This is a genomic window from Streptomyces sp. NBC_00271 (genome assembly GCF_036178845.1).
GTDB lineage: Bacteria > Actinomycetota > Actinomycetes > Streptomycetales > Streptomycetaceae > Streptomyces.
This window is the reverse complement of the sequence record NZ_CP108070.1, coordinates 10,956,349-10,968,932: the sequence shown is the minus strand read 5'-3', so window position 1 is coordinate 10,968,932 and position 12,584 is coordinate 10,956,349. Positions and strand designations below refer to the sequence as shown.

Below are 12,584 nucleotides of genomic sequence, written 5' to 3'. Positions count from 1 at the left end.
GCCTCTCACTCGTGGGGTACGACGGCCACGGGGCAGCCGACGTGATGGATGGCGGTATGGGTGACGGGACCGATGCGCGGACCCGCCAACCGGTCGGTGAGGTGCCGGCCGACCACCAGGAGGCTCGCCCCGGAGGCGGCCCGGAGCAGCGCGGAACGGGCCCGGCCCTCCGTGACCGTCTCGGCGACCTCGACGCCGTGATACTTGTCGCGCCACACCTGGAGTACGGCGGACAGGAAGCCGTGCCATTCCTCGGCTCGCTGCGGTCCGTTCACCAGGCCGATCTCGCCGGGGCCGAGCCCCAGCGGGGACGGTGGCTGCCAGGCGTGGACCACACGGAGCCGCGCACCGCGGAGCCGGGCCGCCTCGAAGGCGAACTCGATCACCGCGTCGCAGGGATCGCCCAGGTCGATTCCCAGGACCACATCCCCGTAGCCGGTCCGGGTGGAGGTGGCGCCGTCGTCCGCCGGGAGGTGCTCGTCGGAGGCGTCCTCGTCCGCCCGGACAAGGACGACGGGGCGCGTGGCACGGGCCACCACGCCCTGGGCGACCGAGCCCATCAGGAACCCGGTGAAACCGCTCAGACCGCGTGAGCCCAGCACCATCAGCTCGGCCTCCTGGGCCGTCTTCAGCAGGGCAGCGGTCGCGGGACCCTCCACTTGCTCGTCGTACAGGTGGACATCGGGGGCGGCGGACCGCACTCGCTCCTCCGCCTGCCGCAACACGCGCCGCGCCTGATGCCGCTGGGCGGCCGTGACGGGTTCGCCGTCCTCTTGGCGCGGATGCCAGTTCCAGACGTGCGTCAGCCTCAACGGCAGATCGCGGCGTGCCGCCTCGTGGGCGGCCCACTCTGCGGCGGCGAGACTTTCGGCGGAGCCGTCGACTCCGGCGATGACAGGCGGAAGCATGATCCGCACCTCCTGCGCTCGGTCTGCTCCTCCCTGCCAGCGTCGCCCCGCGATCTACCCGCAGGTATGGGCCGCCAGGTCTGCACCCGAGGTCCGTTCGGCCCCAGCGCGCACCCGCCTCGCACGGTCGGGGTGGAGAGGCCACGGACCTGGAAGGCGGCACACCATGGAACGAGTTATCACCGCCGGAGTCGACCGGTCGGCACGCAGCCGCGCGGCCGCGGAGTGGGCCGCACGCGAGGCGCTGCGGCGCAGGCTGCCCCTGCGAGTGGTACATGTGGCACCGCCGGAGAACCTGGACCCGGTGGAGCAGCGGCCCTACCGCCCGGACCGTCAACGACAGGTGGCGTGCCATGTGGTCGCCGCGCTCACCGCCCGCCAGCCGTCGTTGACGGTCTGGGCAGTGAGCCTCGCCGGAGCGCCCGTCCCCGAGCCGCGGGCGCCGAGCGCGCACGCGGAACTGGTCGTCCTCGGCTGCGCGGCGAGGGTCAGCACCCCAGGTGCCCCTGGGCTCGGTCGCGGCGGCCCCGGCCACCGGATACGCCGGGCCGCTGGTGTTCGTACCCGAGACCCTCGCGGGGCCGGATGCACCGGGTCACACCGATGCCGTGACTGTGGGTGCCGACGTCCGGGACCCGGCGGGCGGCGCGCTCGGCTTCGCCATCGAGGCGGCCCAGCTGCACGGCGTACAGCTGCACGCCTGGGCGCTGTCGGTGGGCGGGCGCCGCCGAGTCGCCCTTCCCGGTGTCGGAGAAGGACCATGAAGTGGCCCTGCTGTCCGACGCGCTGCGGCCATGGCGTGCGACGTACGCGGACGTCGATGTCCGGGCGGACGTGCTGTAGTTCCCCCCGGCCGAGGCCCTGGCCCACGCCTCGGGGGACCTCCTGGCTAGTGGTGGTCGGCCGACGCACCGCCCTCGCTACCACCGCCCTGGCCCTCCTGGAGCACTCGCGATGCCCGCTCGCGGTCGTGCGGCCCAGGCCGGAGCAAGGCGGATCGGCCCCGGGCGATGGGTCGTTCGGCCCCTGTGGGATCGAACGACGTCGGCGCAGGGTGAGAGGTATGAGGTCGAGTATGCACATCGCCGTCATCGGCGTCGGGAACGAGTTCCGGCGCGACGACGGCGTGGGCTGGGCCGTGGTCGAACGGCTCCGGGAACGGGCCGAGGACGGGCCGCTCCCGTCGGACACCGTGTTCGCGACCTGCGACGGTGACCCCGGCCGGTTGATCGGGCTGTGGGAACGCGCCGCGCTCGCCGTGGTCGTCGACGCGGCCCACGCGCACCCGGGTGCCCCCGGCCGCATCCACCGGCTCGAACTCGATGCCGGACACCTCGACCGGCCGCGGACCACGAGTTCGCACGGGCTGGGACTCGGCGAGGCCGTCGAACTGGCCCGGGTTCTCGGACTCCTGCCGGACCGCCTGGTGGTGTACGCGGTGGAGGGCGCCGACGGCTCGTTCGGCACCGGTCTGTCCCCCGCTGTCGCGGCCGCCGTGGATCTGCTCGTGACGGCCGTCGAGGACGAACTCGCACGGCATCGGGACGCGATGAGCGGGGGGCGGTCATGATGATGCGTCAATTCCGCGTGTACGGCACCGTCCAGGGCGTCGGCTTCCGCCCGTTCGTCTACCGCACGGCGGCCGAGCTCGGCCTGGACGGCTGGGTGGCCAACGTCGACGGTCATGTGGAGGGCGAGGTCGCCGGACCGCCCCCCGCTCTCGACGAGTTCGCGGCCCGGCTGCGGGCCGCCGCACCCGTCCTGGCCCGGGTGCGCCGGATCCAACTGGCCGACAGTGCACGGCAGTCGGCGTACCAGCCGGGCTTCCACGTGCGGCACAGCGCGCCCGCACCCGCCGATCGCACGGCACGCGAGGTCCCACCCGACGCGGCGATCTGCGAGGCCTGTCTACACGAACTGCGCGATCCCACGGACCGGCGCCACCGCTACCCGTTCATCAACTGCACGGACTGCGGGCCGCGGGCCACGATCATCGAGGACCTGCCGTACGACCGGATCCGCACGACCATGAGGCGGTTCCCACTGTGCGCGGACTGCGCGGCCGAGTACGCCGACCCGGCCGACCGGCGCTTCCACGCCGAGCCCATCGCGTGCCCCGCCTGCGGACCGGAGTTGGCCTGGGAGGACCTCCGCGGCGAGGCGGCCCTGCAAGCCGCGGTCGAGACCGTCGTAGGGGGCGGGATCGTCGCGCTGAAGGGACTCGGCGGCTACCAACTGGTGTGCGACGCGGGCGATCCGACGGCCGTGTCCGAGCTGCGGCGCCGCAAGCGCCGCCCGACGAAACCGTTCGCAGTGATGGTCCGCGACCTCGACACGGCGACCCGGCTGGCACGGATCGGCGCCACCGAGCGCGGCGTCCTGACGTCCCCGGAGCATCCCGTGGTGCTGCTCGCCCGGCACCCGTGGCACGGCACGGCCCCGCTCGCGCCCGAGGTGCATCCCAACCTGCACCGGATCGGCCTGTTCCTGCCCACCACCGGCCTTCACCACCTCCTGCTCGACGAGCTGGACCGGCCACTCGTGGTCACCAGTGGCAACCTCGGCGACGAGCCCATCATCATCGAGGACGCGGAGGCCCGGCGCGTCCTGGCGGGCGTCGCGGACGGCTTCCTCACGCACGACCGGCCGATCCGCTCCCGCTACGACGACTCCGTGGTGCAGTGCACCGGCCGCACCCGGATCACGGTCCGCCGGGCGCGCGGGCTGGCCCCGGCCCCACTGCCCCTCCGCGTACACGAACCGGTCGCCGGGGCCGGCGCCCAGCTGAAGCACACGTTCACGCTGGCCGCCGACGGCCGAGCCCATCTCGGTCCGCACACGGGCGACTTGGCAAATATGGCGACCCACGACGCGTTCCGGACATCGTACGACCAGCTCAAACGGCTCACCGGGATCGAGCCGGTGGCCCTCGCGCACGACCTGCACCCCGGCTATCTGTCCACGCAGTGGGCGCAAGAGCAGCGGCTGCCCAGCATCCCGGTGCAGCACCATCACGCGCACGTGGCGGCGTGCGCAGCCGAACACGGGGTGCGGGGCCGGTTCCTCGGGGTCGCCTACGACGGTCTCGGGCTCGGCGACGACGGCACGCTGTGGGGCGGCGAGATCCTCGTCGCCGATCTGAGCGGCTACCGCCGCGTGGGCAGGTTCGCGACCGCGCCCCTGCCCGGCGGCGACGCGGCGATACGACATCCGTCCCGTACGGCCCTCGGCCGCCTGCTCGGCGGTGAGACGCTGGGCTTCCCGCGCCCGTACCCGTGGCTCACCCGGTCCTTCAGGGACCGGCTCGATCCCGCCGAAGTGACCATCGTAGGCGCCATGATCGCCCGGGACGTCAACTGCCCGCGCACGTCCAGCGCCGGACGGCTCTTCGACACGGTCGCGGCCTTGCTCGGCCTCGCCGACCGGGTCAGCTACGAGGGCGAGGCGGCCGTCCTGCTCGAAGCCGCGGCAGGCGACGAGCACGCCGTCCCGCTCGCCCACCGCGTCGTACGGGCGCAGGGCCTATGGGTGTACGATCCCGCACCCACCCTCGCCGACCTGCTGGAACGGCAGGCGGACGGGGAGCCCGCGGCCCTGCTGGCCGCCGCCTTCCATGTGACGCTCGGGCTGGTCACCGCGGAGCTGGTCGCACGGGCGGTGGCCGAAGGCGCGCCGCACACGGTGTGCCTCGGCGGCGGCTGCTTCGTCAACCGGCGGCTGCTGACCGAGGTGAAACGCCGACTGCACGCGCAAGGACTGCGGGTGCTGGTCGGCGGTCAGGTCCCGGTCGGGGACGGCGGAATCAGCTACGGCCAGGCGGCGGTCGCGGCCGCCCGGTTGGCCGGGGAGAGGTGAACACGCATGTGCCTGGGCATCCCGGGACGGATCCTGGAAATCCACGACGACGCCGGACTGCGCATGTCCACGGTCGACTTCGGCGGCATCCGGCGCGAGGTGTGCCTCAGCTGCACGCCCGAGGCGGACGTCGGGTCGTACGTCATCGTGCACGTCGGTTTCGCGATCGCCCAGGTCGACGAGGCGGAGGCACGGCGCACGCTCGACGTCCTGCGGGCGATGGCGGGCGCGGTCGAGGGTGAGTTGGGCGAGCCTCTTCCCTGACGGTTCGCGGGCCGGTCGGCCCCCAAGGACCCGCTCGACCCGGCCGCGTAGGGCCGGTCGGCCCCTCCCCCGGACCCGGCCGAGGGCCGAACCTGGCGGTGGAGGAACACGGAGCCGCCTCGGACGAACCCCTGGACTCGGAGGACCGACATGACCGCCACCACCGCCCCGACCGCCGTACTCGACCGGAACGGTCTGGACGCCCTGGTCGCGGCCCTGGTGGCACAGGGACGCACCGTCGTCGGACCGACCCTCCGCGACGGCGCGATCGTGCTGTCGGAGCTGACCTCGGCGGACGCGCTCCCCTACGGCTGGGGCGTCGAACTGGACGCCGGACGCTACCGGTTGGTCCCCCGGGAGGACGGGGCCGCCTTCGCGCACAGCGCGGGACCGCAGTCCTGGAAGTCGTATCTGCACCCCTCGCGCGAGCGGCTGTGGAGCGCCGACCGGACTCCGGAGGGCCGCGTGGTCTTCACCGCGCACGAGCCCGAGCCGCCGTCGTACGCCTTCCTCGGTGTCCGCCCCTGCGACCTGCGGGCCATCGCGATCCAGGACCACGTCCTGACCGACGGACAGTACGAGGACACCGCGTACGGGAAGCGCCGGCGGCGCGCGCTGCTGATCGCCGCCGAGTGCACCGAACCGGGCGCGACCTGCTTCTGTGTGTCCATGGGCGGCGGGCCCGCGGCCGATCCCGGCTACGACCTCGCCCTGACGGAGGTGATCGACGCCGAAGGTCACCGGTTCCTGGTGCGCGTCGGCAGCGCGGAGGGCGCTCGACTGATCGGGCAAGTCCCGCACCGTACAGCCGACTTGGTCACAGAGGCCACCGCGGGTGCCTCGGTCGACGCCGCCCGCGACCGCATGGGCCGCTCCATGCCACCGGTCGACCTGCGGGCGCTGATGGGCGCGAGCCTGGACGCCGAGCGCTGGAACGACGTCGCCGAGCGCTGTCTGACCTGCGGCAACTGCACGATGGTCTGCCCCACCTGCTTCTGCACCACCACGGAGGAGATCACCGATCTGACCGGTGACCACACCGAGCGCTGGCAGCGCTGGGACTCCTGCTTCGACCTCGACTTCTCGTATCTGCACGGCGGCCCGGTCCGCTCCACGCCCGGCAGCCGCTACCGACAGTGGCTCACCCACAAACTCTCCACCTGGCACGACCAGTTCGACACCTCCGGCTGCGTGGGCTGCGGGCGCTGCATCGCCTGGTGCCCGGCCGGCATCGACATCACGGAGGAAGTCGCCGCGCTGGATGCCGAACACGAAACGGAGATGGACTGATGCCCCCTTCGATGGCCCTCCGCATGAACCACGCGCTGCCCCACGACCACCGTGAACGACTGCTGCACGTCGGCCGCGAGGTCAGCTTCCCGGCGGGCACCCGGCTGTTCGAGGAGGGCCGACACGCCGACCGGTTCTGGATCATCCGGGACGGCACCGCCGCCCTCGACATGCATGTGCCCGGCCGCCCGACCCCGGTCGTCGAGACGCTCGGGATCGGGGATCTCGTCGGCTGGTCGTGGTTGTACGAGCCCTACGTCTGGCAGTTGGGCGCCGCGGCGGTGACCCAACTGCGCGCCTACGAGTTCGACGCGGTCGCGGTCCGGCTGATGTGCCTGGACGACCCCGCCTTCGGCCAGGCCGTCGAGCACTGGGTCGGGAGAGTGCTGGCCCACCGGCTCAACGCGGCCCGCGCCCGTCTGGTCGACCTGTACGGGATGTACGAGACGAAGGAACCGCGATGACCACCGTACCGGTCCCCCACCGTGTCGTCGGCCGCCGGCAGGAGACCGGTGACACGGTGACGCTGCGACTCGAACCGGTGGACACGGCGCTACCCGACTTCCTGCCGGGGCAGTTCGCGATGGTGCACTGTTTCGGCCGCGGCGAGATCCCCGTCTCGGTGAGTTCCGTGCAGGCCACCGGGGGTCTCGCGCACACGGTCCGTTCGGTGGGCGCGGTCTCCGACGGGCTGTGTGCAGCCGGGGTCGGCGACATCGTCGGCATCCGCGGCCCGTACGGCACGAGTTGGGAGTTGCAACGGGCGCGCGGCCGGGACGTGCTGGTCGTGGCGGGCGGCATCGGGCTCGCCCCGCTGCGGCCGCTGATCCTGGGCGCGCTGGCCGAGCCCGCGGCGTACCGCCGTGTCAACGTGCTGATCGGGGCGCGCACCCCGGACGATCTGATCGCCCGGAAGGAAGTCGAGAGCTGGGTCACGGCGTACACCGGCGTGACGGTCGACCAGCCCGACGCTGACTGGCGCGGGGACGTCGGCGTGGTCAGTCAGCTGCTGGGGCGGGCCCATTTCGATCCGGACGACACGACGGCGTTCGTCTGCGGTCCGGAGCCAATGATCCGCGCCACCGCCCGCGAACTCGCACACCGCGGTGTGCCCCGCGACCGCATCCGGGTCTCCCTGGAACGCAACATGCGCTGTGCGACCGGCCACTGCGGGCACTGCCAGCTCGGTCCGGTGCTGGTGTGCCAGGCCGGCCCGGTCGTGGGCTGGGACCTCGCCGAACCCCTGTTGTCCGTAAGGGAGTTGTGAGATGGCAGCGAAACTTGCGGTCTTCAAGCTGGCCTCCTGCGACGGCTGCCAGCTCACCCTGCTGGACTGCGAGGACGAACTCCTGGCGCTGGCGGGCGAGGTGGAGATCGCACACTTCCCGGAGGCGTCGAGCGCGATCGCTCCCGGCCCCTACGATCTGTCCCTCGTCGAAGGCTCGATCACCACGCCCGAGGACGCCGAGCGCGTCCACACGATCCGGACGGACTCGCGTCATCTGGTGACCATCGGGGCGTGCGCGACCGCCGGCGGCATCCAGGCGCTGCGCAACTTCGCGGACGTGGAGGAGTACCGACGCACGGTCTACGCCCACCCCGAGTACATCTCCACACTGGCCACCTCCACCCCCGTGTCAACCCATGTGGACGTCGACTTCGAGCTGCGCGGCTGCCCGGTCGAGCGGCGGCAGCTCATCGAGGTGATCACGGCGTTCCTGGCCGGCCGAAAGCCGGACGTCCCGGACCACAGCGTGTGTTTCGAGTGCAAGCGGCGCGGCACGGTCTGCGTCACCGTCGCCCACGGCACCCCCTGCCTCGGCCCGGTCACGCACGCCGGATGCGGGGCGCTGTGCCCGGCCTACCACCGCGGCTGCTTCGGCTGCTTCAGCCCGTCCGGCTCGGTGAACCTGCCCGCGCTGATCCCGCTGCTGCGCCGCGACGGCCTCGACGAGGACGCCGTGGGCCGGTTCCTGCACACCTTCAACGCCGCCGCTTTCGACGAGGAGTTGTCCAAGTGACGCATCGTGGATCACGCGTGCTGCACGTCGGCTCGCTGTCCCGGGTCGAGGGCGAGGGAGCGCTCAGCCTCCATGTGCACGACGGCACGGTCACCGACGCACGGCTGGAGATCTACGAGCCGCCGCGCTTCTTCGAGGCCTTCCTGCGCGGCCGTTCGTACACCGAGCCGCCGGACATCACGGCCCGGGTGTGCGGGATCTGCCCGGTCGCGTACCAGATGAGCGCCTGCGCGGCGATCGAGGACGCCTGCGGGGTGGCGGTCGACCCGGTGATCCGCGACCTGCGCCGGTTGCTGTACTGCGGCGAGTGGATCGAGAGCCAGGCCCTGCACATCTACCTTCTGCACGCCCCGGACTTCCTGGGCCGGCCGAGCGCGATCGACCTGGCCCGCACGCACCGCACCGAGGTCGAGCGCGGGCTGCGGCTGAAGAAGGCCGGAAACTCCCTGATGGAGCTGCTCGGCGGGCGGGCCGTGCACCCGGTCAACGTCCGCCTGGGCGGTTTCCACCGGGCTCCTGTGCGTACCGAACTGCGCACGCTGAACGAGGAGTTGAAGCATGCCCTCGACGACGCGTGGGCGACCGTGCGCTGGGTCGCGGGCTTCGAGTTCCCGGACGCGAGCGTCGAGGCCGACCTGTTCGCGCTGACCGAACCGGACACGTACGCCATCGAGGGCGGCACCCCGACCGTGTTACGGGCCGATGGCACCAACTCGCACTTCCCTGTACGGGAGTTCACCGAACATGTCTCCGAGACACATGTCGCCCACTCCACCGCCCTGCACTCGCGGCTCGACGGACGCCTGCATCTCACCGGCTCCCTCGCCCGGTTCGCGATCAGCGGCCGGCTGCTGTCGCCGCTGGCGTTGGAGGCGGCGGTCGAGGCGGGGCTCGGCGATCCGCGCGAGGGCGCGGTGTGCCGCAATCCGTACCGGTCCATCCTGGTGCGCGCGGTCGAGACCGTGTACGCCGTCGCCGAGGCGCTGCGCATCATCGACGGCTACGAGCCGCCCGCGCACCCGTACACGGAGGTGCCCCCGGTCGCCGGCGTCGGGCACGGAGCCACCGAGGCGCCGCGCGGGCTGCTCTACCACCGCTACGAACTCGATGGCGACGGCGTCGTGCAGAGCGCGCTGCTGGTGCCGCCCACCGCGCAGAACCAGGGTGCGATCGAGGACGACCTGCGCCGCCTGGCCCAGCACGCGATTCGCGAACACGACCCGGACGACGACGAGTTGACGTCTCTTTGCGAGCGGGCGATCCGCAACCACGACCCGTGCATCTCGTGCTCCACCCACTTCCTCGACCTGACCGTCGTCCGTACTTCGGGCACAACCGCGGGAGGCTGCGATGCCTGAATCTCCGTACACCGTGAGCGATGTGATGACCCACACCGTCGTCGCCATCGGGAGCGAGGCCCCTTTCAAGCAGATCGTCGAGCTGCTCGACCAGTGGAAGGTCAGCGCCGTGCCGGTGCTGGCCGGCGAAGGGCGGGTCGTCGGGGTCGTCTCCGAGGCCGATCTGCTGGCCAAGGAGGAGTTCCGGGGTGCCCCTGGAGACGATCCGGTGATGCCCGCCAAGGCGGGCGCGGTGTCCGCGGGTGAACTGATGAGTACCCCGGCCATCACTGTGCACGCGGACGCCTCGCTGGCCCAGGCCGCCCGCATCATGGCGCGGCGGCACGTCAAGCGGCTGCCCGTCGTGGACGCGGTCGGCATCCTGCAGGGCGTGGTCAGCCGCAGCGACCTGTTGAAGGTATTCCTGCGGGACGACGGGGAGATCGCCCAGGAGATCCGGCGCAATGTCCTCGGTCAGCTCCCGGTCACCACCCCGCTGACGGTCGAGGTGACCGAGGGCGTCGTCACGCTGGGCAGTTCCCTCCCCGACCGGTCGCTCGCGCCCGTGGTGGCCCGGGCGGTGCGGGCGGTGGAGGGGGTCGTCGACATCCGGCTCGACCTCACGCACCGATGAAGTACCTGGACGAGTACCGCGATCCGGTGCTCGCCGGGCAACTGCTGGACGAGCTGCGGCGGACGGCCACGCGCCCCTGGCGGATCATGGAGGTGTGCGGCGGCCAGACCCACACCCTGGTCCGTCAGGGCATCGACGAACTCCTGCCCGCCGGCATGCGGATGATCCACGGCCCGGGCTGCCCGGTCTGTGTCACCCCGCTGGAGACCCTGGACCGGGCCATGGCCGTCGCCGCCCGCCCCGGTGTGATCCTGACCAGCTTCGGCGACATGCTGCGGGTGCCCGGCTCGGACACCGACCTGCTATCGCTGCGGGCGCGGGGCGCGGATGTACGCGTGGTCTACGCCCCGATGGACGCCGTACGCCTGGCCGCCGAACACCCCGACCGCGAGGTCGTGTTCCTCGCCGTCGGCTTCGAGACGACAGCGCCCGCGAACGCGATGGCGGTGCTGCACGCGGCCCGGCTCGGGCTGGCCAACTTCTCGATGCTGGTCAGTCACGTCCTCGTACCGCCGGCCATGACCGCCCTGCTCGACGACCCCGACTGCGAGGTGCAGGCCTTCCTCGCCGCCGGGCACGTGTGCGCGGTGATGGGCTGGCGCGAGTACGAGCCGATCGCCGCCCGCCACCACGTGCCCGTCGTGGTCACCGGCTTCGAGCCGCTGGATCTGCTGGAGGGCATCCTCATGGCCGTACGGCAGCTGGAGTCGGGCCGGTACCAGGTGGAGAACCAGTACGTGAGGGCCGTGCGGCGGGCGGGCAACACCGCGGCGCAGGACACGGTCCGCCACGTGTTCCGGGTGACCGACCGGGCCTGGCGCGGGATCGGCGAGCTGCCCGACAGCGGGCTCGAACTCGCCGAGGAGTACCGCGAGTTCGATACCATCCGACGCTTCGACGTGGGCGGACTGTGCCCGGTCGAGGACGCCGAGTGCATCGCCGGCGGCGTTCTCACCGGGGCCCGGCTGCCCACCGACTGCGCCGCGTACGGCACCCGTTGCACGCCCCGTCATCCCCTCGGCGCGCCCATGGTGTCGTCCGAGGGCACCTGCGCCGCCTTCCACACGGCCGGACGCACTCCCAGGAGGAGCACGGCATGAACATCCAATGCCCCATCCCCACCCACGAGAACGAGATCGTTCTGCTGGGCCACGGCGCCGGCGGACGGCTCACCGGGGAACTGCTCGACCAACTGGTGCTGCCGGCCGTAGGCAGTGTCACGGGTCCGCTGGAGGACGCCGCGCTGCTGCCCGGGCACCCCCGCCTGGTGATGAGCACGGACAGCTTCGTCGTCAGCCCGCTGTTCTTCCCCGGCGGGGACATCGGGTCCCTGGCCGTGCACGGCACAGTCAACGATCTCGCGATGCGGGGCGCGTGGCCGCTCGCGCTGTCGGTCTCCCTGATCGTCGAGGAGGGGCTGCCGCTCGCCGAACTCCGAGCCGTCATGGAGTCGTTGGGCAAGGCCGCCCAGGACGTCGGCGTGCCCGTGATCACCGGGGACACGAAGGTCGTGGGGCGTGGTGCGGCCGACCGGCTGTTCATCAACACCACCGGTGTCGGACAGCGGCACGAACTCCTCGCCCCGTCGGCCGCGTCGGCGCGCCCCGGGGACGCCGTACTGCTGTCGGGGTCGATCGGACTGCACGGCACGACCGTGCTCGGCACGCGCGAGGGCCTCGGCTTCGAGAGCGACATCGCCTCCGACTCCCGGCCGCTGCACCGGCTGGTGCGAGCCCTGGCGCCGCTGGGGGACGCCGTGCACGTGCTGCGCGATCCGAGCCGGGGCGGGCTCGCCGCGGCGCTCAACGAGATCGCCCGTGACTCGTCAGCTGCCGTAGAGATCGAGGAGAACGCGGTTCCCGTGCCCGAGGCGGTCGCTTCGGCCTGTGATCTGCTCGGCCTGGACCCGCTGGTCGTCGCCAACGAGGGCTGTCTGGTCGCCTTCGTGGACGCCGATTCGGCCGAGAGCGCGCTGGCCGCGATGCGGTCGCTTCCCGAGGGGGCACGGGCCGTGCGGATCGGAGAGGTGCTCCGGGAGGGGCCGTGGGGGCGGGTGACACTGCGGACCCTGGTCGGCGCACGGCGCATCGTGGAGATGCCGCTCGGCGAGCAACTTCCCCGCATCTGCTGATCGTTGACGCGGGAGTGGTCGACGGCCGGTCTTGTGGCCCCACTGCGGGCCGACGTGCGCCCACTCGGCGTCACTGGTCCATGCGCCGCTGTTCCGGTCGCTCGGACCCCCAGCCGACGATGAGCACCGCCCCGTCGGCACGCA

Annotated in this window: 13 protein-coding genes and 1 pseudogene; 13 read left to right on the top strand and 1 reads right to left on the bottom strand. The window is 72.2% G+C overall.

Annotated features, from left to right (window positions below):
• Nucleotides 1–5: 5 nt before the first annotated feature.
• A complete protein-coding gene (locus OG798_RS50015) occupies nucleotides 6–908 on the bottom strand; it encodes a universal stress protein (protein ID WP_328759542.1) in 903 nt (300 codons plus the stop codon).
• Here OG798_RS50015 and OG798_RS50010 point away from each other — a divergent pair.
• The 13 genes and pseudogenes from OG798_RS50010 to hypE form a co-directional block, all read left to right on the top strand.
• A pseudogene (locus tag OG798_RS50010) lies at nucleotides 892–1,371 on the top strand (universal stress protein); the annotation flags it as partial. The gene OG798_RS50015 and the pseudogene OG798_RS50010 overlap by 17 nt on opposite strands.
• Before the next feature lie 37 nt (nucleotides 1,372–1,408).
• Nucleotides 1,409–1,672, top strand: a complete 264-nt coding sequence (locus tag OG798_RS50005; protein WP_328760241.1) for a hypothetical protein — start codon at nucleotides 1,409–1,411, stop codon at nucleotides 1,670–1,672.
• Nucleotides 1,673–1,971: 299 nt separating this feature from the next.
• On the top strand, nucleotides 1,972–2,478 hold the full coding sequence (locus tag OG798_RS50000; protein WP_328760190.1) for a hydrogenase maturation protease: 507 nt from the start codon (nucleotides 1,972–1,974) through the stop codon (nucleotides 2,476–2,478).
• Nucleotides 2,475–4,763, top strand: a complete 2,289-nt coding sequence (gene hypF / locus OG798_RS49995) for a carbamoyltransferase HypF (RefSeq protein ID WP_328759541.1) — start codon at nucleotides 2,475–2,477, stop codon at nucleotides 4,761–4,763. The genes OG798_RS50000 and hypF overlap by 4 nt, the downstream gene beginning before the upstream one ends.
• A 6-nt stretch (nucleotides 4,764–4,769) precedes the next feature.
• Nucleotides 4,770–5,027, top strand: a complete 258-nt coding sequence (locus OG798_RS49990) for a HypC/HybG/HupF family hydrogenase formation chaperone (RefSeq protein WP_328759540.1) — start codon at nucleotides 4,770–4,772, stop codon at nucleotides 5,025–5,027.
• A 150-nt stretch (nucleotides 5,028–5,177) separates the two neighbouring features.
• On the top strand, nucleotides 5,178–6,317 hold the full coding sequence (locus OG798_RS49985) for a 4Fe-4S dicluster domain-containing protein (protein WP_328759539.1): 1,140 nt from the start codon (nucleotides 5,178–5,180) through the stop codon (nucleotides 6,315–6,317).
• Complete coding sequence (locus tag OG798_RS49980) at nucleotides 6,317–6,781, top strand: Crp/Fnr family transcriptional regulator (RefSeq protein ID WP_328759538.1); 465 nt, start codon at nucleotides 6,317–6,319, stop codon at nucleotides 6,779–6,781. Before OG798_RS49985 ends, OG798_RS49980 begins: the two co-directional genes overlap by 1 nt.
• Nucleotides 6,778–7,584: an FAD/NAD(P)-binding protein gene (locus tag OG798_RS49975; protein WP_328759537.1), complete on the top strand. Its 807-nt coding sequence runs from the start codon at nucleotides 6,778–6,780 to the stop codon at nucleotides 7,582–7,584. Before OG798_RS49980 ends, OG798_RS49975 begins: the two co-directional genes overlap by 4 nt.
• A 1-nt stretch (nucleotide 7,585) precedes the next feature.
• Nucleotides 7,586–8,338, top strand: coding sequence for an oxidoreductase (locus OG798_RS49970; protein ID WP_328759535.1), 753 nt, complete (start codon nucleotides 7,586–7,588; stop codon nucleotides 8,336–8,338).
• Nucleotides 8,335–9,696: a Ni/Fe hydrogenase subunit alpha gene (locus tag OG798_RS49965; protein ID WP_328759534.1), complete on the top strand. Its 1,362-nt coding sequence runs from the start codon at nucleotides 8,335–8,337 to the stop codon at nucleotides 9,694–9,696. The genes OG798_RS49970 and OG798_RS49965 overlap by 4 nt, the downstream gene beginning before the upstream one ends.
• Entirely contained in the window at nucleotides 9,689–10,309 is a 621-nt protein-coding gene (locus tag OG798_RS49960) for a CBS domain-containing protein (RefSeq protein WP_328759533.1), read from the top strand. Before OG798_RS49965 ends, OG798_RS49960 begins: the two co-directional genes overlap by 8 nt.
• The gene (hypD, locus tag OG798_RS49955; protein ID WP_328759532.1) at nucleotides 10,306–11,409 is read left to right on the top strand and encodes a hydrogenase formation protein HypD; all 1,104 of its coding nucleotides are present in this window, start codon (nucleotides 10,306–10,308) and stop codon (nucleotides 11,407–11,409) included. The genes OG798_RS49960 and hypD overlap by 4 nt, the downstream gene beginning before the upstream one ends.
• Nucleotides 11,406–12,440 carry a hydrogenase expression/formation protein HypE gene (gene hypE, locus OG798_RS49950; RefSeq protein WP_328759531.1) on the top strand — a complete coding sequence of 345 codons (1,035 nt, stop codon included), beginning with the start codon at nucleotides 11,406–11,408 and terminating at the stop codon, nucleotides 12,438–12,440. Before hypD ends, hypE begins: the two co-directional genes overlap by 4 nt.
• The last annotated feature ends 144 nt before the right edge of the window (nucleotides 12,441–12,584 follow it).

What these genes read in the sequence shown, in the direction of transcription:
- OG798_RS49960 (WP_328759533.1), top strand. Translation starts at nt 9,689, where the DNA reads ATGCCTGAATCTCCGTACACCGTGAGCGATGTGATGACCCACACCGTC.
- hypD (WP_328759532.1), top strand. Translation starts at nt 10,306, where the DNA reads ATGAAGTACCTGGACGAGTACCGCGATCCGGTGCTCGCCGGGCAACTG.
- OG798_RS49985 (WP_328759539.1), top strand. Translation starts at nt 5,178, where the DNA reads ATGACCGCCACCACCGCCCCGACCGCCGTACTCGACCGGAACGGTCTG.
- OG798_RS50000 (WP_328760190.1), top strand. Translation starts at nt 1,972, where the DNA reads ATGAGGTCGAGTATGCACATCGCCGTCATCGGCGTCGGGAACGAGTTC.
- hypF (WP_328759541.1), top strand. Translation starts at nt 2,475, where the DNA reads ATGATGATGCGTCAATTCCGCGTGTACGGCACCGTCCAGGGCGTCGGC.
- hypE (WP_328759531.1), top strand. Translation starts at nt 11,406, where the DNA reads ATGAACATCCAATGCCCCATCCCCACCCACGAGAACGAGATCGTTCTG.
- OG798_RS49970 (WP_328759535.1), top strand. Translation starts at nt 7,586, where the DNA reads ATGGCAGCGAAACTTGCGGTCTTCAAGCTGGCCTCCTGCGACGGCTGC.
- OG798_RS50015 (WP_328759542.1), bottom strand. Translation starts at nt 908, where the DNA reads ATGCTTCCGCCTGTCATCGCCGGAGTCGACGGCTCCGCCGAAAGTCTC.
- OG798_RS49975 (WP_328759537.1), top strand. Translation starts at nt 6,778, where the DNA reads ATGACCACCGTACCGGTCCCCCACCGTGTCGTCGGCCGCCGGCAGGAG.
- OG798_RS49990 (WP_328759540.1), top strand. Translation starts at nt 4,770, where the DNA reads ATGTGCCTGGGCATCCCGGGACGGATCCTGGAAATCCACGACGACGCC.
- OG798_RS49980 (WP_328759538.1), top strand. Translation starts at nt 6,317, where the DNA reads ATGCCCCCTTCGATGGCCCTCCGCATGAACCACGCGCTGCCCCACGAC.